This is a genomic window from Ureibacillus sp. MALMAid1270, from assembly GCF_049202975.1.
GTDB lineage: Bacteria > Bacillota > Bacilli > Bacillales_A > Planococcaceae > Ureibacillus.
The window spans coordinates 68620-92568 of record NZ_JBMIRP010000096.1; the positions used below are offsets into that span (position 1 = coordinate 68620).

The 23949-nt window shown below is 35.8% G+C and carries 26 protein-coding genes, 1 riboswitch and 1 other annotated feature; of the genes, 13 read left to right on the forward strand and 13 right to left on the reverse strand.

The features are described 5' to 3' along the window. Positions 1-4 precede the first annotated feature (4 nt). Positions 5-229, reverse strand: coding sequence for a DUF1450 domain-containing protein (locus tag ACOQFO_RS15135; protein WP_421690507.1), 225 nt, complete (start codon positions 227-229; stop codon positions 5-7). Between the two features lie 257 nt (positions 230-486). Between ACOQFO_RS15135 and ACOQFO_RS15140 the strand changes: the two genes are divergently transcribed. After that, positions 487-1167 carry an RsfA family transcriptional regulator gene (locus tag ACOQFO_RS15140; protein ID WP_421690508.1) on the forward strand — a complete coding sequence of 227 codons (681 nt, stop codon included), beginning with the start codon at positions 487-489 and terminating at the stop codon, positions 1165-1167. A 25-nt stretch (positions 1168-1192) separates the two neighbouring features. Here the strand turns inward: ACOQFO_RS15140 and ACOQFO_RS15145 are convergent, their stop codons facing one another. Beyond that, positions 1193-2026 carry a lipoate--protein ligase family protein gene (locus ACOQFO_RS15145; RefSeq protein ID WP_421690509.1) on the reverse strand — a complete coding sequence of 278 codons (834 nt, stop codon included), beginning with the start codon at positions 2024-2026 and terminating at the stop codon, positions 1193-1195. 198 nt (positions 2027-2224) lie between these two features. On the opposite strand from ACOQFO_RS15145, the gene hemQ reads away from it, so the two are divergent. Continuing rightward, positions 2225-2980: a hydrogen peroxide-dependent heme synthase gene (gene hemQ / locus ACOQFO_RS15150; RefSeq protein ID WP_421690510.1), complete on the forward strand. Its 756-nt coding sequence runs from the start codon at positions 2225-2227 to the stop codon at positions 2978-2980. Between the two features lie 34 nt (positions 2981-3014). On the opposite strand, the gene ACOQFO_RS15155 is transcribed toward hemQ, so the two are convergent. Then, positions 3015-3185: a hypothetical protein gene (locus tag ACOQFO_RS15155; protein WP_421690511.1), complete on the reverse strand. Its 171-nt coding sequence runs from the start codon at positions 3183-3185 to the stop codon at positions 3015-3017. A 449-nt stretch (positions 3186-3634) separates the two neighbouring features. On the opposite strand from ACOQFO_RS15155, the gene ACOQFO_RS15160 reads away from it, so the two are divergent. After that, a complete protein-coding gene (locus ACOQFO_RS15160; RefSeq protein ID WP_421690512.1) occupies positions 3635-4084 on the forward strand; it encodes a spore coat protein GerQ in 450 nt (149 codons plus the stop codon). A 68-nt stretch (positions 4085-4152) separates the two neighbouring features. Here the strand turns inward: ACOQFO_RS15160 and ACOQFO_RS15165 are convergent, their stop codons facing one another. The 6 genes from ACOQFO_RS15165 to ACOQFO_RS15190 all read right to left on the reverse strand — a co-directional run bounded on the left by ACOQFO_RS15165 (position 4153) and on the right by ACOQFO_RS15190 (position 9128). Continuing rightward, a complete protein-coding gene (locus ACOQFO_RS15165; protein WP_421690513.1) occupies positions 4153-5838 on the reverse strand; it encodes a methyl-accepting chemotaxis protein in 1686 nt (561 codons plus the stop codon). A 133-nt stretch (positions 5839-5971) separates the two neighbouring features. After that, positions 5972-7153, reverse strand: coding sequence for a M20 family metallopeptidase (locus tag ACOQFO_RS15170; protein ID WP_421690514.1), 1182 nt, complete (start codon positions 7151-7153; stop codon positions 5972-5974). A 327-nt stretch (positions 7154-7480) separates the two neighbouring features. Beyond that, entirely contained in the window at positions 7481-7861 is a 381-nt protein-coding gene (locus ACOQFO_RS15175) for a DUF423 domain-containing protein (RefSeq protein ID WP_421690515.1), read from the reverse strand. Between the two features lie 62 nt (positions 7862-7923). Further along, on the reverse strand, positions 7924-8199 hold the full coding sequence (locus tag ACOQFO_RS15180) for a YwdI family protein (protein ID WP_421690516.1): 276 nt from the start codon (positions 8197-8199) through the stop codon (positions 7924-7926). Then, a complete protein-coding gene (locus ACOQFO_RS15185) occupies positions 8196-8372 on the reverse strand; it encodes a uracil-DNA glycosylase (protein WP_421690517.1) in 177 nt (58 codons plus the stop codon). Before ACOQFO_RS15185 ends, ACOQFO_RS15180 begins: the two co-directional genes overlap by 4 nt. Positions 8373-8447: 75 nt before the next feature. Further along, a complete protein-coding gene (locus ACOQFO_RS15190) occupies positions 8448-9128 on the reverse strand; it encodes a uracil-DNA glycosylase (protein WP_421690518.1) in 681 nt (226 codons plus the stop codon). 229 nt (positions 9129-9357) lie between these two features. Between ACOQFO_RS15190 and ACOQFO_RS15195 the strand changes: the two genes are divergently transcribed. The 4 genes from ACOQFO_RS15195 to ilvA all read left to right on the forward strand — a co-directional run bounded on the left by ACOQFO_RS15195 (position 9358) and on the right by ilvA (position 13479). Next, a complete protein-coding gene (locus ACOQFO_RS15195) occupies positions 9358-9708 on the forward strand; it encodes a YojF family protein (RefSeq protein WP_421690519.1) in 351 nt (116 codons plus the stop codon). 14 nt (positions 9709-9722) lie between these two features. Next, positions 9723-10403, forward strand: a complete 681-nt coding sequence (bshB2, locus tag ACOQFO_RS15200; protein ID WP_421690521.1) for a bacillithiol biosynthesis deacetylase BshB2 — start codon at positions 9723-9725, stop codon at positions 10401-10403. Between the two features lie 258 nt (positions 10404-10661). Continuing rightward, positions 10662-12014 (forward strand): YjiH family protein, encoded by a 1353-nt coding sequence (locus ACOQFO_RS15205; RefSeq protein WP_421690522.1) that lies wholly within the window; start codon positions 10662-10664, stop codon positions 12012-12014. Between the two features lie 202 nt (positions 12015-12216). Continuing rightward, positions 12217-13479 (forward strand): threonine ammonia-lyase IlvA, encoded by a 1263-nt coding sequence (gene ilvA, locus ACOQFO_RS15210; RefSeq protein WP_421690523.1) that lies wholly within the window; start codon positions 12217-12219, stop codon positions 13477-13479. Positions 13480-13893: 414 nt separating this feature from the next. On the opposite strand, the gene ACOQFO_RS15215 is transcribed toward ilvA, so the two are convergent. From ACOQFO_RS15215 to ACOQFO_RS15230, 4 genes are all read right to left on the reverse strand, one after another. Further along, positions 13894-14871 carry a nuclease-related domain-containing protein gene (locus ACOQFO_RS15215; protein WP_421690524.1) on the reverse strand — a complete coding sequence of 326 codons (978 nt, stop codon included), beginning with the start codon at positions 14869-14871 and terminating at the stop codon, positions 13894-13896. 235 nt (positions 14872-15106) lie between these two features. After that, positions 15107-15904, reverse strand: a complete 798-nt coding sequence (locus ACOQFO_RS15220; RefSeq protein WP_421690525.1) for an ABC transporter ATP-binding protein — start codon at positions 15902-15904, stop codon at positions 15107-15109. Beyond that, positions 15897-16931, reverse strand: coding sequence for an ABC transporter permease (locus tag ACOQFO_RS15225; RefSeq protein ID WP_421690526.1), 1035 nt, complete (start codon positions 16929-16931; stop codon positions 15897-15899). The genes ACOQFO_RS15220 and ACOQFO_RS15225 overlap by 8 nt, the downstream gene beginning before the upstream one ends. 115 nt (positions 16932-17046) lie before the next feature. Beyond that, positions 17047-18063, reverse strand: a complete 1017-nt coding sequence (locus ACOQFO_RS15230) for an ABC transporter substrate-binding protein (RefSeq protein WP_421690527.1) — start codon at positions 18061-18063, stop codon at positions 17047-17049. Positions 18064-18481: 418 nt separating this feature from the next. After that, a riboswitch (PreQ1 riboswitch) is annotated at positions 18482-18526 on the forward strand. A 6-nt stretch (positions 18527-18532) separates the two neighbouring features. Between ACOQFO_RS15230 and ACOQFO_RS15235 the strand changes: the two genes are divergently transcribed. From ACOQFO_RS15235 to trpA, 6 genes are all read left to right on the forward strand, one after another. Then, a complete protein-coding gene (locus ACOQFO_RS15235; protein WP_421690528.1) occupies positions 18533-19024 on the forward strand; it encodes a QueT transporter family protein in 492 nt (163 codons plus the stop codon). A gap of 191 nt (positions 19025-19215) precedes the next feature. Continuing rightward, positions 19216-19452 (forward strand) — a binding site (T-box leader). 77 nt (positions 19453-19529) lie between these two features. After that, positions 19530-20564, forward strand: a complete 1035-nt coding sequence (trpD, locus tag ACOQFO_RS15240) for an anthranilate phosphoribosyltransferase (protein WP_421690529.1) — start codon at positions 19530-19532, stop codon at positions 20562-20564. Continuing rightward, positions 20564-21358 (forward strand): indole-3-glycerol phosphate synthase TrpC, encoded by a 795-nt coding sequence (gene trpC, locus ACOQFO_RS15245; RefSeq protein WP_421690530.1) that lies wholly within the window; start codon positions 20564-20566, stop codon positions 21356-21358. The genes trpD and trpC overlap by 1 nt, the downstream gene beginning before the upstream one ends. Next, complete coding sequence (locus ACOQFO_RS15250) at positions 21359-21982, forward strand: phosphoribosylanthranilate isomerase (protein ID WP_421690531.1); 624 nt, start codon at positions 21359-21361, stop codon at positions 21980-21982. Continuing rightward, positions 21979-23169, forward strand: coding sequence for a tryptophan synthase subunit beta (gene trpB, locus ACOQFO_RS15255; protein WP_421690532.1), 1191 nt, complete (start codon positions 21979-21981; stop codon positions 23167-23169). Before ACOQFO_RS15250 ends, trpB begins: the two co-directional genes overlap by 4 nt. Continuing rightward, complete coding sequence (gene trpA / locus ACOQFO_RS15260) at positions 23166-23948, forward strand: tryptophan synthase subunit alpha (protein ID WP_421690533.1); 783 nt, start codon at positions 23166-23168, stop codon at positions 23946-23948. The genes trpB and trpA overlap by 4 nt, the downstream gene beginning before the upstream one ends. Position 23949: the final 1 nt, after the last annotated feature.

Below are 23949 nucleotides of genomic sequence, written 5' to 3' on the forward strand. Positions count from 1 at the left end.
TATATCATCCTTTTAACTTCGCTTTTACTTTTTCCATTAACTCTTCTTCAGTTAATGCATTGACAGGTCTTCCATTTACAAATGTAAATGTTTTTTTGCGACCTGGACCACAATATGAATGACAGCCTATTTCAAAAGTTGCTTCTGGATCTAATTCTTTTAACTTTGGAATTAACGTTTTTAGATTAACGGCCTGACATTCATCGCAAACTTTAAATTCGTTTGCCATTTTGTCTACAACCCTTTCTATTTGTGTATTTTCATTGGTTCATTTATTACGAGTCTTTTTAACTAAATGTTATTTTATCCTATTAAATACTTTGCATTCAAGCAAAAAACATGCTTATCCGTCAAAGGTCTGAATGGAAGAATTAAAAAACTATAAATTTTTTACTATAGAAATCATAAATATGAATATTTTTCTAAAATATTGGCCAAGATACATTATGAACAAATAAAACTATCAACATCGCAGGAGGTTAAATAATGGTCAAAATTAGACAAGATGCTTGGCTAAAAGAAAACGATGAACTATTAGCAGAAGCAGTTTTACGCCACGTTAAAGAAGGCAGTACACAACTTAATGCTTTCGAAGAAGCTGGAGATGCATTAAATCGTACGGCAGCTGCATGCGGTTTCCGTTGGAATGCTGTTGTCAGACGTTTATATGAAAAAGAACTAGCTGAAGCTAAAAAAGAACGAAAAGAAAGAATGCGAGTATTAGGTATGAATGGTAGACGCCGTAGCCAAGGTGTATACTTACTACCACCAACAACAACTACTACTCAATCATCTGAAGAAGTGAAATCTATTCCTCTTTCAGCTCTTAATCTAGATATTGTGATTGCTTATTTACTACGTTTACAGCATAACGGTGGTTCTGACAATGAGGCTATGAAATGGCGTCAAATCGCAAATGCATCAACAGAGAAAATTAAAGAACTAGAGAAAAAGATTCAATCTCTAGAATCTGAAAATCGTGCGATTCGTGAAGATTACGAGCAATTCGTACAAATTATGAATCGTGCTCGTAGACTTGTAACATTAGAAGAAGATGAACAACGTATTGCACCTGTTTTCAAAATGGAAAAAAACGGGAACCTCGTTGCTAATTATTCAACTAGTGGTATTGATCACGGTAAAGAAAACGCGGATGTGCCTCACTAAGCACATCCTTTTCTTCTTATATAAACTATTTGTTTGATTCAAGCATTTTCTTATTACGTTCAAGAACTCTATTTAAATAGAATGCATAATACTCCATCTCATCTTGTTGCAGATTTTCTAGTTTCATATCTCCAATAGTTTGGATGTATTTTTTTAAGTTCATAACAGTTTCATAAACTGTAATCTCTTTATTTGCTAGTTCACTAATACTTGCCATTACAGAGGGTTGAATCTCTGGATATACGAATTTGGTTTTCTCGTCCTTTAAACCAACTTGATAAAAGTCTCGTATCAGCTCTGCACGCTCACTTCCACTACCTTCAATACATAGATAGATTTGAACAGCAATTCCTTGCCTAATCCGTCGTTGGGAGATTCCGGCAAACTTTCGACCTGCAATACTTAAATCATATGTACCTGGACAATAGGAGCCAACTATTTCGTAAACTTTTATCTCTGGTGCTAATTCAGGAAATATATTTTTAACAAAATCAACCATAGCATCGTACCCGCTGTTAATACTAATCGCATGGTCTTTTTCAGACAACACTAAAGAGATATTAAGTACACCCGCATCTAATACAACCGCAAGTCCACCTGAGTTTCGAACAATTGAGTCATACCCTCGTTTCTTTAAAAGCTCCATCCCTTCTTGCACATACGGTAATCGGTGATCTTGAATTCCTAATACTACCGTATGATCATGAACCCACGTTCGGATCGTTGGTTCACACATTCCTTGTCCAACTAAATGACATAGAGTATCATCCATCGCAAAGGACTCTAAAGGTGTACGATTCATTAAACTTATAGACTGATCGATAAAGCGCCAACTTTTTTGATTTAGTAATTGATTCATTTTTATTACTCCTAAATATCCATTTTAACATTTACTCATATTTTTTAGCATACACGTTTTACTTTGTGAATAAAAGTGGGCACACTAGTGTCGAATTCTTGAATTTCATCATTTCGTCGTATTCAAATCAAGGAAAATTTTTGTTTTTATGCTAAGATGATAATTGATAATGTTAATCAATTAAGGAGTGTTCAACCAATGAATGAAGCAGCTATTACTTTAGACGGCTGGTACTGTTTACACGATTTCCGCGCGATTGACTGGACATCATGGAAATTAGTTTCCGAAGAAGAGCGTACAAAAGCTACAGAAGAATTTATTCAATACCTTGAAAAATTAAACGAAGCCCATGAGGCAAAAACAGGATCACATGCTTTTTATTCGATTCTTGGTCAAAAAGCAGACTTCATGTTAATGATTCTTCGCGAAACACCAGAAGAATTACAAGAACTTGAAGCTGAATTCAATAAACTTGCTATTGCTGATTTTACTGTTCCAACATACTCTTATGTATCGGTTGTTGAACTTTCAAACTACTTAGCAAAAGATTCTGATGAGGATCCATATCAAAACCCACATGTTCGTGCACGTCTATATCCTGAATTACCACGCACTAAATATTCTTGCTTCTATCCAATGGATAAACGCCGTGAAGGTAACGATAACTGGTACATGTTATCTATGGACGAGCGTCGTAATTTAATGCGTTCTCACGGATTAATTGGTCGCTCATATGCAGGTAAAGTAAAACAAATCATTACAGGTTCTGTTGGTTTAGATGACCATGAATGGGGCGTAACTTTATTCTCTGATGATATGCTTCAATTCAAAAAAATCGTTTATGAAATGCGCTTTGATGAAGTTTCGGCACGTTACGGAGAATTCGGTGAATTCTTAGTTGGAAATCTTCTAGATAACGATCGACTAATTAAATTCTTATCTGTTAATAAATAAAAACAGACCAGGTAACCTTATAAGGTGCCTGGTCTTATTTTTGTTCATCATTTGCTCTTAATATTAATATAATTGTATTAATGAACAACCCAATGAACAAGATTAGAATAAATAAATACCAATGTAAAGGTTGATGATAAATCGTACCAACAATAAATGCGATCACTGCACTAATGACAATTGCAATCCATGGCCCTAATTGCATATTACCAACCCCTCACCGTAAAATGAATCACACTCATTTCCCATACCCTAATATCTAGATTATTGTTCCTATAATTTCGACGTCTCTTGTCACTATTATATTGGCTAGGAATTCAAATATACGAATTCATAAGCTCTACAAGTAGATTTTTTCGCTAACGTAATACAATTTTCTACATTTTTATCATTTTTTATTCTGAATCATATACTTATGCATACACTATTTTGAGGGGATGAATGATTTTATTCCTTAAAAAGAACAAATCACTAACATACTAATTTCATTTCAAATTCGAATAAATATAAAACAAGTAAGGTTGCAAAATCAGTGAAAACATATACCGTAACCCAGCTTTTAAATGTATCTTCGTGCCAATATGCAGACTTTAGTCGAGGTACCGTCATTTTGTCATTTGTTATTTAAATTTAAAATTGAAAGGATGTTTTTGGTTGGCTTATTATTATTGGAATGCAAATAGTCAGCAACAGCAACAACCATACTCTACTTTCCCACAATTCCAATTCCCGACTACTCAAATGCAACAAACGACTCCTCCAACATTTAGCGGTGCGGTAACAACACCTGCTGGAGGGGCTTTCACACCTAGTGGTCCACGTGAAGAATCTTATATCGAAAATATTCTAAGATTAAATCGTGGGAAAGAAGCAGTATTTTCCTTCACAACCCCATCTGCTACAAGATCAGGTGAAAGTGGAAATACAATACTCGTTCGTGGTGTAGTTGTTGAGGCTGGTCGAGATCATGCAGTTATTCGTGAATTTGATACAGATCATTACTTCTTATTCCCGATGATTTACTTCGATTATGCAAGATTTGAGGAACCAATTACGTATTTACGTGGTGGCTCTGTAGTGAATACTACACCAAGACAATCCTAATGAATGATGGCTAAGAACAAGAAAACCCACTTCTTACCTTTATAGGTTAATGAAGTGGGTTGCTTTGTTTAAAGTTTAAATTTCTGAATTTGTGTTTGTAAGGATAATGCTTTTTCGCTTAAATCTTGAGCAATCGTGTTCACTTGTAACATCGTTGCAGCTTGCTCTTCGATTGCAGCTGCTATTAGCTCAACATCATTTGAGGATTCCATTGAACTACTCGAAATTTCATTTACAGAAGCAGATACTTCTTCTGCACTTGCAGAAATTTGCTCTGAAGTTGCAGAGATTTCTGCTATTTGAACTTTCATTTTATCGACTGCTTGTACAATGTCTGAGAACGCTTCCCCAGCCACACCAATTATATTGACTCCATCATTTACAGAAGTGATTGAGTTAGATACAGCAAGTGTTACATTGTCTGTATCTTTTTTTATTTCTATCGTTAGATCTACAATTTGGCTTGCGGATTCTTTGGATTGTTCTGCAAGTTTGCGAACTTCATCGGCAACAACAGCAAATCCTTTACCATGTTCACCAGCTCTTGCTGCTTCGATTGCAGCGTTTAATGCTAGTAGATTTGTTTGTTCCGTAATCGTAGTAATCACTCGAGAAATATTTTCAATCTCCTTAGTTTGTTTACTAAGTTTTTGGACGAGGTCATTTACCATGTTAGTCGAATCATGAATAGCACTCATTTGTTGTTTTGCACTATGAATGATTTTTCCACCATTGCTTGCCGTTTCACTTGCATCCATAGAACTGATTAGTAAAGTTTGTGTCGATTCCGCGATTCTTCCAACTCCTAAAGCAGTTTCATCCATAGCAACTGCACTATCATTTGCTGATTGAGCACTTGTCTGAGCATTTTTGGCAGTTACGCTAATACGTGTAGTCATATCTTCTGTTGTAGCTGAAATCTCTTCTGTACTTGCTGATAATTCCTCTGCTGCAGCATTTAAATGTTCTGCATTATCTTGAATACTACTTATAAGATTTTTCAAGTTACTTTTCATTGTATTAAATGATTTTGCTAATTGACCAATTTCATCTTTTGAATGATGTACCATATCATCTAAAGTTAAGTCCCCAGAGGCAATTGTTTCTAAGTTTTTCACAGATTGTTTCAGTGGCAGTGAAATTGTTTTACGTACATATAAAACTAATAGGATACTTGTTATTAAACTTACAACTAAAATAATAATTGATGTTAATTTTGAAGTGTATATTTCTCCATCTATATCTTGATTAACTTCTGTTAGCTGCTCATTTTGATATTCATATACTTTTTGAGTTGTTTCAGAAAGCCCTTCAAAAGCAGTATTTAAATCCGTCGACATAATTCTTTTCGCTTGTTCGACTTGTCCTTGACGGTAAGTTTTTAATGTTAGATCTAGGTTGGTGTCAAATTGCTCTTTATATTGCTGCATTTCACTTAAATAACCCTTCATTGTATCACTGGATACTAATGAATTAAATTCTTCTAAGTAATTTGTTAATTCATCTTGAAGAGCTGATAACTCTTCTTGTGATTTTGTAGAGCCAGTCAACATGATATGACGTAAATTTAGCCCTTGCATCGATATCGAGTAACGAATATCATCTGCTAATTGAATTTGTACAACTCTATAATCTAAAGCTTCTTGCATTTTGGAGTCAATTTGGTTTAAATTATAAAAATTAACTCCCATAGAAATACATATTAAAACAATAAATGTATAAAATGATGTATTTAGTTTTCCCCCTATACTCATACTCTCACTCTTTCTATAGGATATTTGTAGCTTTTCTATTATACATTTAATTAAATAAATTGCTTATTTTCAGATAATACTTTGAGAATTAATAGGATGACATTATCTCTCTATCCAGTTTCTGTTCCTCAAATTATTTACTGTTTGTTGTTAAATATTCTAGTGTAGCAAGCCCAAGTGTTTTCGCTGCAGTGAGCATTGCTCTTTCATCAAAGTTAAATCGAGCGTGATGGTGTGGATATGCCGTTTCCCATGAAGGATCTTTTGCACCAGTTATGAAAAACGTTCCTGGAACTTTCTCAAGATAGTAGGCAAAATCTTCACCGATCATAAATGGGTCACATTCGATTACGTCTTGTACCTCATGAATTTGGGAAGCAATACTCGCTAAAAACTCTGTTTCTTCAGAATGGTTTACAACAGGTGGATACCCTCTTGTAAACTTATACTCGTAAGTGGCATGTGCCCCATCACAAACAGATTTTAGTAATAGTTCAATTTCATTCTCAATAAGTGTACGGATATCTTCTTCAAACGTTCTGACAGTTCCAGCTAACTTCACTTCCCCTGCAATGACATTAAAAGGATTGCTAGCTTCAAAATGACCAACAGAAACAACTGCAGATTTCAAAGGATTTACTCTTCTTGAGACAATAGATTGCAATTGCGTAACAAATTGTGAAGCAATAAGAATCGCATCCACAGAGTGATGAGGTTCTGCACCATGTCCACCCATTCCATGAATCGTAATTTCGAATCGATCCGCAGCAGCCATAATAGGTCCTTTTCGTACCCAAATTTCTCCTAATGGTGTAGGTGCCCAAAGATGTGTACCAAAAATAACATCCACTCCATCCAAGCAGCCATCTTCAATCATCGGTTTCGCTCCACCTGGTGCAAGTTCCTCCGCAAATTGATGGATGAATACAATATCCCCCGCTATTTCTTCTTTTATAGAATTCAATACTTTTGCAAGAACTAATAATGTTGCGGTATGACCATCATGGCCACAAGCATGCATAACGCCATCCACTTTTGATTTATAAGGAATATCATTTAATTCTTGGATTGCAAGAGCGTCAAAATCAGCTCGTAATGCAACTGTTTTACCTGGTTTTCCACCACGTAATGTCGCTACTACTCCTCTTCCTCCAACTCCTTCTCTAACTTCAAGACCTAGTTCTCGATGGTAATTTGCAATATAAGCTGGTGTATGAACTTCTTGAAATGAAAGTTCAGGATTGGCATGTAGATAACGTCTAATTGAAACCATTTCCTCAAATTCTTTATCTAATCCTGTTAATAAATGTTCCAAAGGTAATTCCCCCTTTTATAAAATATCTTGCAACCATAAAGATCAGTCGAAGAATGGTATAACTGCTTGTATTCATATCTTCCTTTAAGACTAGTTCAAAAGGTAATTGAACTTAAAGGATATATATGTATCTATTGACGGGTCTGTTAAAATATCCATCAATTACTATCTTACTCTATTTTTTGCCTATAGAAATGAAAATTGATAAATTATTCAAAAATTTGTTAAAAGATGTTTGGCATAATCATTAATCGAAGTTTCAAAAGAAAAAAGAAGAAGCTGTCCGGAAGATCTCATGACTTCTGAACAACCTCTTCTATATTCTTACTATTTTGCATGTTTTAAAGCTGAAATAATTACTAAAACCCATCCAGAAATAAATAGCACGCCACCTATTGGAGTAATAGCTCCAAGTACTTTTATTCCTGATAATGCAAGAACATATAAACTCCCCGCAAAGAATAAAATTCCTAGGTTCATTAGAATTGCGGCCCATCTTAATGTTGCGATATTACCTATTAACTTAGTACTCATTAATACTCCAATAATTAATATTGCAGTCGCATGAAACATTTGATATTGAACAGCAGTGTCCCAAATACCTGTACTATAATCATCAAGTACTTCTTTTAATGCATGTGCACCAAAGGCTCCAAGTGCCACGGCAAGAAGTCCATGAATACCACCTGAAATAATTGAACCCTTCATCTTAATTCCCTCTATTTCTTTTATTAGTTTCCATTTTGTGTTCGATAAATTGAACGTTATTATTAAAAATCGAAAATGGAGTTTCCGTTTGCCCCGTCTTCTATTAATCGTTCTGATGACATAGACATCTTCGTATTTAATTGTACACTTTGAGCGTTGTGTGTTTCTTGATATGAATGTTTTGTCATATTAATGTTAGATTGTTTTTCAGCTAACGCTACTTCACAAAGGGTACGAATCGCAATAATTTGCTCTCGAATTTGTTGTTCATCGACAGTATTTTTTGCTATATTTGTATGTTTTTCAATCTCCAGTAATAGCGTTTGAAAGGATATCATCGTTTTTCCTCCTGCTTTTTTGGTACATACTGCATACAATCCATCCCTGAGGATTGTTTTACGACTAATGAAGGAATCTTTTTCGTTTTAAATCCATAGGCGGCACAGCCGCGTGGATTCGCTGGATCCCAAGTAACTTTAAAATATTGACATTGAAAACAGTTAATCTTCAAAATGATTCACTTACTTTCTATCATACTCTATTTGAACTGAGAGTTGGAGAAATCAAACTTGTTTTGGGATTGAATTTATGAATCGAGACACCAATTGATTGGCTCGATTCCCCAATGTTTTAGTTGATTATTTATTTTTGAAAATGGTTTACTACCAAAAAATCCTCTATGAGCACTTAATGGGCTCGGATGAGGCGATTGTAGAATCATATGATGTGGACCTACTTTTTTAATAATCGATTGCTTTGATTGAGCTGGTCTTCCCCATAACACAAAGATAATGGGATCCTGTCTTTGAGCCAAATTTTCTATAACGGCATCTGTGAACTGTTCCCAACCAATTCCTTTATGTGAATTTGCTTCACCTTTACGAACAGTTAAGACCGTGTTTAGTAGGAATACACCTTGCTCTGCCCACTTTAATAAATAACCGTCTTTTGGAATCGGACATCCTAAATCGTTATGTAATTCTTGAAAAATATTACGAAGACTTGGAGGATGTGGAACACCTTTTCTCACCGAAAAACTCATACCGTGAGCTTGTCCCGGTCCATGATATGGGTCTTGCCCTAATATCACTACTTTTACATCTTTATATGATACTGTATAAAAAGCATTCATAACATCGTCAATTTGTGGATAAACTGTGGCTATCCTGTATTCTTCTGCAACCCATTTTCTTAGTTGTTGGTAATATGGTTTCTCAAATTCTTCAGCAAGTATTTCTTGCCAATCATTATTGAATACTTTTTTCATAAGTAACACCTCATATTCACGGTACTTGATTCAGTGTTGAATTTCAAGGTGTTATGGTGATGGCGTTTTGATTACTAGTCTCAATTATTCATAAATTCTATCCATTAATGAATATATTTTTATAGATGCGTATCGAAAACTTTTCGAACGCGCTTTTTGCATTTTAATTTCATTAATTTGCAATTTTTACTATACTATTAACTACATAGATGTGGAAAGGAGAATTAAGATGAAGGAAGTTAACGTGAACGAGCTCCAAGAATTGCTTAATTCTTTTGCGAATAAGGACGTCTATATTCATTTAGAGACAACGAATGGTGCTTATGCCTCGCATTTTGATGAAAAAGTATTTAACTCAGGGGCGTTTATTCGCAATGTGAAGATTCGCTACGAATTAGGAAAAGTAGTGGATGATGCCCCTCACCGCGTCGGTTTAAAGATGGAACATGGTTGGGTTTATGCTCAAGGGATTACACATTTCGAACTGGATGAACAAGGCCGTTTATTGATGGCTGGATTAGACTATTCTGGGAAACTTGCTGTTGCACTAGAAATTAGTGAAACACCATTTTCTTATTAAGGAGTGATGATTGAATGACATTACAACCTGAACGTCATGTATTAGTCGTTTTCCCTCATCCGGATGACGAAGCTTTCTCTTCAGCTGGAACGATTCGACTTTATCGAAATATGGGAGTACCCGTTACATATGCATGTTTAACATTGGGTGAAATGGGACGTAACCTTGGAAACCCACCTTTTGCTACCCGAGAATCACTTCCTGAAATACGCCGTAAAGAACTAATCGCTGCATGTGAAGCGATGGGAATCGAAGATCTTCGTATGATGGGATTACGAGACAAGACAGTTGAATTTGAAGATGATGAGAAGATGGTTAAACTCGTTACTGATTTAATTGATGAGTTGAACCCATCATTAATCATTACTTTCTATCCTGGATTTGCAGTACATCCAGATCATGAAGCAACTGCTCGTGCTGTTGTAGAAGCTGTACGTCGAATGGAGAAATCTACAAGACCTCGTATTTATGCAGCCGCATTTGCGAACAATACAATGGTAAAACTAGGGGTACCACCTATTGTGCATGATGTAAGTAGTGTAAGAAATGATAAAGAAGCAGCATTACGTGCCCACAATTCACAAACTGCTTGGATGATGCAAGAAACTAGCCATCGTGCTGAAGAAGGCAACGAAAAGCTTGATAGTTGGTTTAATGTAGAATCTTACTATTTATATTCTTTTGATGATGAATAACAGATTTAATGGGTAGAAATAGTCAATATTTCTACCCTTTTTCTTTTCATTGCAGTATTTTTATGAACTTTTCCACTCAACCTATCCTACAAAAAGAAATTCACCCACTTACAAATTTCTAACATCATTTTCCTACCATTTTAAGTTTGAAATTTCAGAATTAAATTACTTTTTATTCATATATAGACAAATGAATATTCAGCCTATATAGTGTATAAATATTCAATGCAACTTATTACATCAGAAGAGGGAAAGAACATGACTACAAAATTCACACCATATACATGGTTTTTATTTATAGTTTTATCTGTAGTAGGTATTTTTCTATTCATTACACCTATTGATTTAGGTGAAGGACTTAAAGTACCTATTGCGATATTAGCAAACACTTTATCTGCAAACGTCGTTTCATTTATTCATTGGTTTGCATTTATTGTATTTATCATTGCAGCTATTGGATCAATTATTATGCACTTCATTCCAGCAAAAAACGAACGTACTTTAATGGATTCATTATTCCGCGTTCACTGGTTCTGGACAACTATGCGTATACTAGCTGTTATTTTTGCAGCGATGTATTTATTCCAAATTGGTCCAGAAGCATTTACAAGTGATTATACTTCAGGATTACTTTTAACTCCGGACGGCGGATTAGTTACGATGATGTTCTCACTATTCTTATTTGCCGGCTTACTTTTACCATTACTAACTGACTTTGGATTACTTGAATTCTTTGGGTCAATGATGGTAAAAATTATGCGTCCACTATTTTTAATTCCCGGACGTGCAGCAATTGACTGTCTAGCATCATTTGTTGGAGATGGTACAATCGGGGTTTTATTAACAAATAGACAATACGAAGAGCGCAATTATACAGCACGTGAAGCTGCTACAATCGCTACGACTTTCTCGGTTGTTTCAATTACTTTCTGTTTCGTTGTTCTTGAAACAATTGATATGAGTAATTACTTTGTACAATTTTACCTTACTGTTATTTTTGTAAGTATTGTTTTGGCTGTTATTATGCCACGTGTTTTCCCATTAAGCCGTATTGCCGATACAAATATCGATGGGACTGAACCTGACAAAAAAAGTGAAGATGTTCCAGAAGGATTTAACGTATTTTCTTTCGGTTTAAAAAATGCTTTAGAAAAAGCTGAAAGCAATAAAAACCTAGGACAGGTTATTGGTTCTGGTTTTAAAAACGTTCTTGAAATGTGGTTTGCTATTACGCCAATCATTATGGCGTTTGGTACAATTGCTTTAGTACTTGCAGAATACACAAGTGTCTTCAAAATTTTAGGTCTTCCGTTTGAACCAATCTTAGCACTACTTCAAATTCCTGAAGCGGGTGCAGCAGCTCAAACAATGATCGTTGGGTTTGCTGATATGTTATTACCTTCAGTTTTAGGCGCAGGCATTGAATCTGAAATGACACGTTTCTTCATTGCTACTGTATCTGTTACACAATTAATCTACATGTCTGAAGTTGGTGGATTAATCTTAGGAACTAAACTTCCATTAAATATTTGGAGATTATTTATGATCTTCTTAATCCGTACAATTATTTCGATTCCAATCGTTGCAGCGATTGCACATATACTATTCTAATAAATGAAAGAGCTAGCTTTTTAATAAGCTGGCTCTTATTATTTTGCGAAATATTCCTTTTGAGTGGAGGATTTTAATAATTTGCCACATGATAGCGTTAACAATTTCTTTTTTATTTTGAATTACGATAATTTTGAAAAAACTATGCGGTTTTGTGTTAAAATTACTTAATGTTCTAATATTTATCGGAGGTATTAAAACCATGGAAGTTGCGGGTACAAAAAGTTTTGCAGTTGAGAATGTTTTAAAAGCATATCATCTCTTGAAAGATGTAGTAGTACATACTCCTCTTCAAAAAAATGATTACTTATCAGAAAAATACGGTGCCAACATATACATTAAGCGTGAAGATCTACAATCTGTTCGTTCATTCAAAATACGTGGCGCTTATTATAAAATTAAAAAAATAGAAACTGAAGCTCGTGAAAGTGGTGTGGTTTGTGCTAGTGCAGGTAATCATGCTCAAGGTGTTGCCTATGCATGTGCTCATTTAGGGATTAAGGGTACGATTTTCATGCCGCTTACTACACCGAAACAAAAGGTAAACCAAGTTCGCATGTTTGGCCGTGACCAAGTTGAAATTATATTATCGGGCGATACATTTGATGATTCTGCTGCCGCTGCGCAAGAATACTGTGCTGAGCATGAAATGATCTTTATTCACCCATTTGACGATTTAGATATCGTTGCTGGTCAGGGCACTGTTGCAGTTGAAGTATTAAACGATATTGAAGAACCACTAGACTTTATTTTTGGAGGCATCGGTGGTGGTGGTCTAATGTCTGGGGTTGCAGCTTATGTGAAAAGTATTTCACCAAACAGCCAAGTAATTGGTGTAGAACCAGTTGGTGCTGCAAGTATGAAAGCCGCTCTTGAAAACAATGGCCCTATTCAACTTCCGAAGATCGATAAATTCTGTGATGGCACTGCTGTTCAAATGGTAGGCTCTCAAACATATGAAATTTGCAAACAATACTTAGATGATATCGTTGTCGTTCCTGAAGGCAAAGCAAGTACTACCCTTCTTGATTTGTACAACAAACACGCGATTGTTGCAGAACCATCTGGAGCACTTCCTGTTGCGGCACTAGATCTTTACGCCGATAAAATTAAAGGTAAAACTGCTGTTGTCATTATTACTGGTGGAAACAACGATATCGCGCGCATGGCAGAAATAAAAGAGAAATCCCTATTATATGAAGGTTTATTACACTATTTCATCGTGAACTTCCCACAACGTGCAGGCGCACTACGTCAATTCTTAACTGTCGTTCTAGGACCAAATGATGATATTACAACATTTGAATATACAAAGAAAAACAATAAAGAAAGCGGCCCTGCTCTAGTAGGGATCGAAGTAAGCAAACCCGACGATTACCAAGGCTTAATCGACCGTATGCGAATCAACGGATTTGAATTTACAGAAGTGAATAAAGATAGTCAGCTGTTTGGGTTGCTGGTTTAGGGGTTAGGGGTGGCCCCGCACTTTCCATTTGGGGAGGTGCGGGGTTTTGTTTGGGTTTTTACTGGCGTAAGTCTTCTTTTTATGTGCGACTTTTCATTCGTTATGTGCGGGTTGAACCCATTTATGTGCGGGTTCCCGCAAGTTATGTGCGACTTCCTTTTATGTGCGACTTTCGGCCATTTATGTGCGACTTTTCATTCGTTATGTGCGGGTTGAACCCATTTATGTGCGGGTTCCCGCAAGTTATGTGCGACTTCTTTTTTATGTGCGACTTTCGGCCATTTATGTGCGACTTTTCATTCGTTATGTGCGGGTTGAACCCGTTTATGTGCGGGTTCCCGCAAGTTATGTGCCACTTCCTCGTTAGGAGCAGCTTTCATCCCATTTACATGCGGATTACAGCAGCATAATTCACTAAGATAAATTGAAATAATACGTTTTAGCGTATCCAATATCAGGAATTTTGTATTTTCTACTTTTTAAGTCTCCTACAAATTCAAAGTTAAAACTTTTTATTAACCTAGCAACTGAGTATCTTGAGTCAATTCCAAGAAACGTTCGCAATTCTCTATTTGTAATCCATTCATTTATTAAATATCTATAATCAATTAAAGCTTTCAAAATATCATCTTTACTTTTCTTATTACATATAGGACAAACAAACGCTCCATATATATATTTCATTATCTTTCCACAGTTATTACATATAACTCCTTTCTTAATATTTTCAGTTTTTATTTTTGGTCTCCATATTTTCCTCTTGTACATCTCCATTAATTTCTTTTGAATAACTTTAAAATTATGATCCGATAAATATGAGTTCGGATATTTCCGAAATAGTTCATTTAGTTTCGATTGCATACCACTCCTATGAAAAATTGAAACAGTTTTCGGTACTTCACCAATTATTGTGGAATCTTTTACAATAATAATTGCTGTTTCCACTGGTATATTTATTCCCCAATTCCTTATAGTACGACGAATGAACCTAGCATGCCTCTCAATTTGTTCAACTGGATTTGAATAACTATCAGATGAACCATCAAATTTTGTTCGAATAAATTGGCTTTTAGCATCCTCGATATTCAATATTCCTGAGATATTTTTTATTTCAAGCAACCAGATAAAATATTTACTTAAGAAAAGAGTATCAATTTGATGCGATTTTCCAAATCCATTTACCGCTTCATAATTGTGAAATAAAGCATACTCTATAGGAATCTCTAACTCTTCCCATTCTTGATCAACCAATAATTCGCCTTCAAGTCCAACTTTCAAATTTGTATATAAATCCATATAATACTCAAATTCTGAATCTATTAGATTTACTCTTCTTAATAAAGCATCAAGTACTACTAAATTATAAGGTACACTTCTTTCTAACACGATCATTCTCATCCCTCCCATTGAAATATTAATCAATAGAATTAAAAATATCGAATTCAGAAAATCTAAATTTGCTACACTTATTTCATTCAAAAACTAAATTTGAACATATAGGTTTCTACTCATATCATCCAAAATATCTATAACTTCAACATCAATTGGCCATGCGCAAAATATAAATTTCGTATATTTTAGAAAAAAAAGAATCTACTCTAAATTAGAGTAGATTCCTGTACCTCACCTAATTCCCCAACAACGCCTTATCAGAAGCCATTTTTTCGCCGCGGATGCGTTCGAATTCGGCCATTAGGTCTGGGATGGTTAGGTTTGGTTTTTTGTCTTCATTGATTTCTAGAATGATTTGACCTTTATCCATCATGATGAGGCGGTTTCCAAGGTCAATTGCTTGTTGCATGTTGTGGGTTACCATTAATGTTGTTAAGTTGTTTTCTTCAACAAGCTGTTTTGTTATGTTCGTAATTAGTTCTGCACGAGACGGGTCAAGTGCTGCTGTGTGTTCATCTAATAATAGAATTGAAGGTTGTGTAAATGTCGCCATTAATAAAGATAACGCTTGGCGTTCTCCACCTGACAACAATCCAACTTTTGCATTTAGACGATTTTCTAGATTCATATGAAGTTTTTCTAGTGATGTTCGGAATAAATCTTTACGTTCACGATTAACACCAAATCGTAAACTTCTTTTTTTATTACGAGAGTATGCAATCGCTAGGTTTTCTTCAATTGTCATTGTTGGTGCCGTTCCAGCCATTGGATCTTGGAACACACGGCCAATTAATTGTGAACGTTTAAATTCAGGTAATTTTGTAACTTCTTTACCATCAATTGTAATGGCACCGAAGTCTGGTGATAAAGCACCCGAAATCATATTAAGCATTGTGGATTTCCCTGCACCGTTACTACCAATAACAGTAACGAAATCACCAGGTGCCAAATGTAAATTGATATTGTTTAAAGCTACTTTTTCATCTGAAGTACCTTCATTAAAGATTTTGTTAATCCCTTCAAGTTTAAGCAAGGTCATTCCCTCCCTGCGCCGCAAGTTCACGTTGTTGTGCTAAACGCTCAATACGGCGTTTTTCTTTACGTTTTTTCTCACGTTGTTTACTAATTAATTGAGGAATAACTAGAGCTAAAATAACGATAATTGCAGTGATTAACTTCATGTCAGACGAGTCTAACCAAGGTACACGTAATGCTAATGCGTAGATAATACGATAAATGATTGCACCAAAAACAACTGCTAATGTAGCACGGAAGATTGTTTTTGTACCGAAGATTGCTTCACCAATAATAACTGAAGCAAGACCGATTACGATCATTCCGATCCCCATATTTACATCGGAGAATTTCGAATATTGAGCGATTAATGCTCCAGAAAATGCAACTAATGCGTTGGAAAGACCAAGCCCTAGAATGATTAATGTATCCGTATTAGCTGAAAAACTTCGAATCATTCGTTTGTTGTCACCTGTTGCACGGATTGATAACCCAACTTCTGTTTTCAAGAACCAATCAGCGATCACCTTGATGATCAACGTAATGATAAGAACAATTAATATGTTTCCCCAAGTTTTAGGTGCTCCATCTGCACCTAGAGACAACACAAAACCAGATAATGCTTCATCAATTCCTAATGAACTCCAAAAACCTTGGAACTGTGTAAAAATTGTATCATTACTTGGTAATTGGATATTTGGTTTTACAATTGCATTTTCTGCAGATAACCCCATAATTCGAAGATTGATAGAATACAATGCGATCATCATTAAAATTCCCGATAATAACGGGTTGATTTTCCCTTTTGTGTGTAAAAGACCAGTCATACATCCAGCAATAAATCCAGCAACGATCGCTGTTAAAGTAGCTAGAATCGGGTGATATCCTAATACAATCATCATCGCTGCTGTTGCTGCTCCCGTTACAAAGCTTCCGTCAACCGTTAAATCTGGAAAATCTAACACTCGGAATGTTAAATACACTCCGAGTGCCATTATTGCATAGATGATTCCTTGCTCGACTGAACCAAAGATTGCTAAAAACATTTAGAATCATCTCCTTATTTAAAACAAATAATAGGCTAATCTAAGTTGTGTTGTTTTAAATCTTGCTTTGTCACTTCACATCAATAAAGTCACAAAGCTAAAAAAAATCGATTTATTATTCAACTAATTCAGCGTTCCATGAATCTTTAATTTCAACACCGATTGTGTCAGCAGTTGATTTATTAACTACTAATTTTAAGTTTCCTGGGTATGCAGCTGGAATTTCAGATGGTTTTGCTTCACCTTTTAAAATTTTCACTGCCATTTCACCAGCTTCGTAACCGATATCGTAATATGAGAATCCGAATGCAGCTAAACCGCCACCAGCAACAGAATCTAATTCACCTACGATTAATGGGAGTTTATTTGAATTTGCAACATCTACTACTGAAGCAAGTGCAGATACTACTGTATTGTCAGTAATGATATAAAATGCATCTACTTGGCCTAATAATGATTCAGTTGCTTGTTTTACTTCCGCAGAAGTTGTAACAGCTGCTTCTACTAATTGGCCACCTTGTTCTTCTAATAATGCTTTCACTTGTTCAACTTGAACTACTGAGTTTTGTTCACCAGTGTTATAAACTGTACCAACTTTTTTAATACCTAATTCATTTACGATGAAGTCTACTGTTTTAGCAATTGTTTCAGGGTGTAAATCTACAGTACCTGTAACATTTCCTCCAGGAGCTTCCATAGAACTAACTAATTCAGCAATAACAGGATCTGTTACTGATGTAAATACGATTGGAATATCAGCTGTAGCATTTTTTGCAGCTTGTGCTGATGGTGTTGAGTTAGCGAAAATTAAATCAACGTTTTGACTTACTAAGTCTTGTGCGATTGTAACATTCATACTTTGGTCGTTTTGCGCATTGTTATCTACAAACTCTACTTTTAAACCAGAATCTGTAATCGCATCTTTAAATCCTTGAGTAGCAGCATCTAATGATGGGTGCTCAACAATTTGTGTAGTACCGATTTTATAAGTTTTTGTTTCTTCAGTTGTTTCTCCTGTATTAGAACCGTTTGAATTATCTGTTGGTTCGTTAGTCGATCCATTACTTCCACCACTACCACAAGCAGCCAAAAGTAATAGGAGTCCGAATAATAAAAATGACAATTTTTTCATTTCGTGTTCCCCCGTATTTTTTTCTTCCTCACGTTCTTAGATAATAATATTAATTTCGGAAAATTCTAAACTAGTGAGTGTTATGGCTATATTACAACCACAAAGTTTGCTAGTCAATAAGGATAAAACCCCCATGATGTTAATAACAATCCAATTACATTATCTAGTATATTAATTTATCGCTTTAAAGCGCTGAATTATCATGTTTTTATTCGTTAATAATTATTTTAAAATAATTTAAATAATTCATACTTTTTTTACAGCATAATAATGCAAGATATTTACTTTTAATCTAATCACTTTGACCTATTTCTCCTTTTATGTTAATATACTGAATTGTGCGTTTATCTTATTGCAGCAAGAATCATACCAACTCAACACGACTTGAGTTCGTTTAAAAACACATCGTTTGGTCACGTGCACCGTGGTTCGAAACCATCCCACGAAAAAAAACTAAGGAGAAATGAATATGAAAGTAAAATTTATTGCAACGACTGGTATTATTGCAGCTCTTTATGTTGCGGTTACCCTACTTGTTGCCCCGTTTGGATTTACGGAAATTCAGTTCCGTGTTTCCGAAATGTTTAACCACCTAGTTGCATTTAGTCCTAGCTTTATGCCTGGTGTTGTCATTGGTGTATTTATTGCAAATTTATTCTCACCACTTGGCATGTACGATTTAGTGTTTGGTGTGGCACATTCTATTATCACACTTACAATCTTCATTATTATTTGTAAGTTTGTTAAAAATGTTTGGGCTCGCTTAATAATCAACTCATTGTTATTTACATTTACAATGTTTATCATTACATTTGAGTTACACTTAGCATTTGAGATTCCGTGGTCATTGTTCTTCTGGACATGGTTTACTTGTGCAGTTGGTGAATTTGTCGTATTAGCTGTGGGTGCACCGATTATGTACCTTTTAAATAAACGTTTGAATTTTAAAGATTTAATTTAATCGTTTCAACCGATAGGATCAGTCCTATCGTTTTTTTATATCTCCTCGATTTTTCAGAAAACATTGACAAAAAATAATATTAATACTACAATACTAGTTAACTTATTGTTCGGATACGGAGAAAGGCCACGGTAGCGTGACCACCGTTAGAGCAGAGCTTAGATTAGTTGAGTTTAGATGAGAATAGCCGAGTAAAATTGATGAATAAGAATAGTAACGAAAATCGTATGGTTTAGAGAGCTAGTGGTTGGTGGGAACTAGTGCATACCTTTCGTGAATGGGTCTTATGAGAGCAGCTGGCGATAGTCGCTGACGTTTTTCCTACGTTATAAGGAAGTGTTTATTTAACCTACTAAATAAACACGCCAAGGTGGAAGTAACTAAATTACTTCAACAGAGGTGGCAACGCGGTATAAATCGTCCTCTACAAAAGGGTTTTCCTTTTGTAGAGGGCTTTTTTATTTTTCATCTAATTCTCCCTAAAAACTTAAGGAGGATAAAAAATATGGGAATTCAAAAATTCACAAATTATGTTCGTAAAGGTGTAAACCTATCATATGAAGAAATGGTTCAAGCTGTAGAATTTGTATTTAATGAAGAAACACCAAAAGATGACATTGCCGATTTTCTTGTTGCATTAAGTAAAAAGGGCGAAACTTCACAAGAAATTGCTGCCCTTGCAACCGTTATGAAATCTAATGCAATCCAAGTTCCTGTTCCAGAAGGCACGTATATTGATAACTGTGGTACAGGTGGAGATGGCTTAAAAACGTTTAACATCAGTACAACTTCTGCATTTGTACTCGCTGCAGCTGGTGTGACTGTTACAAAACATGGAAATCGTAAAATTTCAAGTGAGTCAGGAAGTTCCGATATTCTTCAGGCATTAGGAATTGATACTGATTTTACGATTAACGATTCTGTTGATCTATTGAAAAAGGAAGGCATTGTATTTCTATACGCACCGAATGTTCATCCAAAATTAAAACGGATCGGTGAAGTGAGACGTGCAATTGGCAAACCTACCATATTTAATATGACAGGTCCTTTAACAAACCCTGTTAACTTACAAACACAAATTGTTGGTATTAACCGTCCTGAATTCGTTTTGGAATATGCAGAAGTTTTAAAGATTCTAGGTCGTAAACGTGCCATCGTAGTTTCCGGAACACAAGGCATGGATGAAGCTTCCCTTTCGAACGATAACACCTTTGCCTTACTAAACAATGGTGAAGTTACTTCATTTCAACTTCGAATGGAAGACCTCGGCTTAGCACCTGTTTCAGTAACTGCCCTACGTGGTGGAACACCTGAAGAAAATGCTGTGATCTTAAAGGATTTACTAAAAGGTAAACAAAGTGCTTACTTTGACGCGGTTTTATTAAATTCAGCACTTGGCCTTTTTGCATATGGTACTGTTGATTCCGTTAAAGACGGCATTGAAGTGGCTCGAGAAACTATTCTTTCTGGTCGTGCATTAACAAAGCTAGAATCTGTTATTGAATTTAGCGAAGCAATCTTAAAGGAGCGAGCAGTATAATGACAATCTTGCAAAAAATAATTGATTACAAAAAAACTCTAATTCCATCTTTACTGGCAAATAAACCTCAGTTTGATGTTGAAAAAAAAGTTCGCCCTTCTTTATATGATGAACTGCGTAAGTCGGATACACTGCAAGTTATTTCTGAAATGAAGCGTGCCTCTCCTTCTAAAGGGTTAATTAATGAAGGAGCTGATCCAACCATCCAAGCAAAAAAATATGAATCTGCTGGTGCTGTTTGTATTTCGGTTCTAACTGAAGATAAATTCTTCAAAGGGTCTTACCAAGATCTAGCGGATATTGCAAATACCGTAAATATCCCTCTCTTGAATAAAGACTTCATTATTCACGAAGTCCAAATTGATTATGCAAAAGCAGCTGGGGCTTCTGTTATTTTATTAATTGTTGCTGCCCTTTCAGATGAAAAATTAAAAGCTTTCTATGACTATGCAACCGATTTAGGGCTCGATGTGCTAGTTGAAGTTCATAACGAGGAAGAACTTGACCGCGCTTTAGCAATTAACCCGAAAATTTTAGGTGTTAATAATCGTGATTTAAAATCGTTTAATCTTGATTTAGCTCAAACAGAAATATTGGCTGAAAGAATTAATGCAATCCCTGATATTGCTTTTATTAGTGAAAGTGGTATTTGGACTAGTGAAGATGCAGAACGTGTAGCACGTGTTGGAGCTCGTGGGGTTTTAGTTGGTGAATCATTAATGAGAAGTGGAAATGTAGAAGACGCACTTGAATCATTGCAAATTCCCCTTCCAAAAGTGAAGGTTGTGAAGTAAATGGTTAAAGTAAAAATTTGTGGACTAAAAGAAGTGGAACATGTTCAGGCGGCAGTAGAAGCTGGTGCAAGTTTCATAGGATTTATGTTTGCTCCAAGTAAACGTCAAATTTCAATTGAACACGCAGCTGAACTTGCAAAATTCGTTCCATCTCATGTTAAAAAAGTAGGCGTTTTTGTAAATCCAACTGTAGAACAAGTACGTGAAGCGGTTGAAAAAGTTGGTCTTGATTACGTTCAATATCACGGGAATGAAAGTATAGATTTCATTGAAAAGTTAGGCTACCCTTCCATCAAAGCATTTTCAATCCGTAGCTATGAAGATGTAGAAAAAGCTAGTAAATACAATGTAGATTACTATTTATTCGACGCACCAGGAACTGATTTTGCTGGTGGTAGTGGTCAAGTATTTGATTGGTCTCTACTGAATCAACTTTCCATTTCGAAAGATCGTGTAATTTTAGCAGGTGGTTTAAATAGTAATAACATTCAGCAAGCCATTGAACAAGTGTCTCCAATGGGCGTTGACGTATCAAGTGGTGTAGAAAGTAACGGTTCAAAAGATTCTAATCTTATTAAACAATTTATAGAAGCGGCTAACGGAAAAAGGAGTGTATCTATATGACAACTGCAACAAAAGGTCGATTTGGCCGATTCGGAGGACAATTTGTTCCTGAAACTTTAATGACTGCATTACAGGAGCTTGAAGAAGCTTATGACAAGTACAAAGAAGATGCTGATTTTCAAAATGAACTTAGCTATTATTTAAAAAATTATGTTGGTCGAGAAACACCGCTTTATTTTGCAGAACGATTAACTTCCACTTTTGGCGGTGCAAAAATTTATTTGAAACGTGAAGATTTAAACCATACAGGAGCACACAAAATTAACAACGCTTTAGGTCAGGCACTTCTTGCAAAACGTATGGGTAAGAAAAAAATCGTTGCTGAAACTGGTGCTGGTCAACATGGTGTTGCCACTGCTACTGCATGTGCCCTGCTTGGATTAGAATGTTTTGTTTATATGGGCGCTGAAGATGTAAAACGCCAAGCCTTAAACGTTTTCCGTATGGAGCTACTTGGTACAAAAGTAGTTGGGGTTGAAAAAGGGTCAGCAACATTAAAAGATGCAGTAAATGAGGCACTTCGCCATTGGGTTACAAATATTGAAGATACCCACTATATTCTTGGCTCTGCTATGGGTCCACACCCCTTCCCTACTATTGTTCGCGATTTCCAGCGTGTCATTGGGGATGAAACAAGAAGGCAAATATTAGAAATAGAAAATCGCCTTCCAAATGCCGTTGTTGCATGTATCGGAGGCGGTAGTAACTCAATCGGAATGTTCTATCCTTTTGTTGAAGATCAAGGTGTTGCATTATATGGTGTAGAAGCTGCAGGACATGGAATCGAAACAGGTAAACATGCTGCTGCTATCAACGGTGGCCAAACGGGTGTATTACACGGTGCATTTATGTATTTACTACAAGATGAAAACGGCTTTGTTCAAGAGGCACATTCCATTTCTGCAGGATTAGATTATCCTGGCGTTGGTCCAGAACATTGTCATTTACACGATATTGGCCGTGCAACTTATGTCAACATTACTGATGATGAGGCATTAGAAGGTGTAAAATTACTTTGCCGTACAGAAGGTATTTTACCTGCCCTTGAAAGTGCTCATGCCATTGCCTATGCTTCTAAACTAGCAAAAACAATGTCACCTGACGAAATTCTAGTAATTTGTCTTTCTGGACGTGGAGATAAAGACGTGCATACTATTTCTTCTGCTCTTGGAGGTAACTTAGCATGAGTCAATTAAAAGAATCGATTTTAAAAACCATTTCCAATGGTGATAAAGCATTCATCCCTTACATCATGGCTGGTGATGGTGGATTAGATAAACTTCAACCGACGATTTTAAAATTACAAGAACTTGGTGTTACGGCAATTGAAGTCGGAATTCCTTTTACAGATCCCGTTGCAGACGGTCCAACGATTGAGAGTGCAGGTGAACGTGCACTAGCAAATGGTACAACATTACGAAAAGTCGTTGAAACACTACATGCCTTTGCAGATCAAATTACAATTCCACTCGTGGCCATGACTTACTTAAATCCAATTTTAGCTTATGGTGTAGAAGAATTTGCACGTGATGCAAAAGCTGCTGGGATTCGTGGTGTAATCATTCCCGATATGCCTTTAGAGGAAAGTGAAATTGTCCACCCTGCGTTTAAATCGGAAGGAATTGCACTTGTCCAACTTGTATCATTAGCAAGTTCAACAGAACGAATTGAGCGATTAACGAAAGCGAGCGAAGGCTTTATTTATGCCGTAACAGTTAATGGGATTACTGGTGCACGCCAGAGCTTTGCGAATGAATTAGGTGAACATTTTAAAAAGCTTCAATCTTATACAGACACACCTGTTTTAGCTGGTTTCGGGATTTCTACACCTGAGCATGTAAAAAGCTTCGGTATTATTTGTGACGGCGTTATTGTCGGAAGTAAAATTGTTGATAGCTTAGCAAATGATGACTGGGCAACGATTGAGGACCTATTAAAAGCTTCAAAAGTTGCTGCCGTAAAGTAAA

What these genes read in the sequence shown, in the direction of transcription:
- bshB2 (WP_421690521.1), top strand. Translation starts at nt 9,723, where the DNA reads ATGACATTACAACCTGAACGTCATGTATTAGTCGTTTTCCCTCATCCG.
- ACOQFO_RS15205 (WP_421690522.1), top strand. Translation starts at nt 10,662, where the DNA reads ATGACTACAAAATTCACACCATATACATGGTTTTTATTTATAGTTTTA.
- ACOQFO_RS15195 (WP_421690519.1), top strand. Translation starts at nt 9,358, where the DNA reads ATGAAGGAAGTTAACGTGAACGAGCTCCAAGAATTGCTTAATTCTTTT.
- trpA (WP_421690533.1), top strand. Translation starts at nt 23,166, where the DNA reads ATGAGTCAATTAAAAGAATCGATTTTAAAAACCATTTCCAATGGTGAT.
- ACOQFO_RS15215 (WP_421690524.1), bottom strand. Translation starts at nt 14,871, where the DNA reads ATGATCGTGTTAGAAAGAAGTGTACCTTATAATTTAGTAGTACTTGAT.
- ilvA (WP_421690523.1), top strand. Translation starts at nt 12,217, where the DNA reads ATGGAAGTTGCGGGTACAAAAAGTTTTGCAGTTGAGAATGTTTTAAAA.
- ACOQFO_RS15225 (WP_421690526.1), bottom strand. Translation starts at nt 16,931, where the DNA reads ATGTTTTTAGCAATCTTTGGTTCAGTCGAGCAAGGAATCATCTATGCA.
- ACOQFO_RS15155 (WP_421690511.1), bottom strand. Translation starts at nt 3,185, where the DNA reads ATGCAATTAGGGCCATGGATTGCAATTGTCATTAGTGCAGTGATCGCA.
- ACOQFO_RS15235 (WP_421690528.1), top strand. Translation starts at nt 18,533, where the DNA reads ATGAAAGTAAAATTTATTGCAACGACTGGTATTATTGCAGCTCTTTAT.
- trpC (WP_421690530.1), top strand. Translation starts at nt 20,564, where the DNA reads ATGACAATCTTGCAAAAAATAATTGATTACAAAAAAACTCTAATTCCA.
- ACOQFO_RS15165 (WP_421690513.1), bottom strand. Translation starts at nt 5,838, where the DNA reads ATGAGTATAGGGGGAAAACTAAATACATCATTTTATACATTTATTGTT.
- trpD (WP_421690529.1), top strand. Translation starts at nt 19,530, where the DNA reads ATGGGAATTCAAAAATTCACAAATTATGTTCGTAAAGGTGTAAACCTA.
- ACOQFO_RS15230 (WP_421690527.1), bottom strand. Translation starts at nt 18,063, where the DNA reads ATGAAAAAATTGTCATTTTTATTATTCGGACTCCTATTACTTTTGGCT.
- ACOQFO_RS15180 (WP_421690516.1), bottom strand. Translation starts at nt 8,199, where the DNA reads ATGATATCCTTTCAAACGCTATTACTGGAGATTGAAAAACATACAAAT.
- trpB (WP_421690532.1), top strand. Translation starts at nt 21,979, where the DNA reads ATGACAACTGCAACAAAAGGTCGATTTGGCCGATTCGGAGGACAATTT.
- ACOQFO_RS15250 (WP_421690531.1), top strand. Translation starts at nt 21,359, where the DNA reads ATGGTTAAAGTAAAAATTTGTGGACTAAAAGAAGTGGAACATGTTCAG.
- ACOQFO_RS15190 (WP_421690518.1), bottom strand. Translation starts at nt 9,128, where the DNA reads ATGAAAAAAGTATTCAATAATGATTGGCAAGAAATACTTGCTGAAGAA.
- ACOQFO_RS15135 (WP_421690507.1), bottom strand. Translation starts at nt 229, where the DNA reads ATGGCAAACGAATTTAAAGTTTGCGATGAATGTCAGGCCGTTAATCTA.
- hemQ (WP_421690510.1), top strand. Translation starts at nt 2,225, where the DNA reads ATGAATGAAGCAGCTATTACTTTAGACGGCTGGTACTGTTTACACGAT.
- ACOQFO_RS15175 (WP_421690515.1), bottom strand. Translation starts at nt 7,861, where the DNA reads ATGAAGGGTTCAATTATTTCAGGTGGTATTCATGGACTTCTTGCCGTG.
- ACOQFO_RS15140 (WP_421690508.1), top strand. Translation starts at nt 487, where the DNA reads ATGGTCAAAATTAGACAAGATGCTTGGCTAAAAGAAAACGATGAACTA.
- ACOQFO_RS15145 (WP_421690509.1), bottom strand. Translation starts at nt 2,026, where the DNA reads ATGAATCAATTACTAAATCAAAAAAGTTGGCGCTTTATCGATCAGTCT.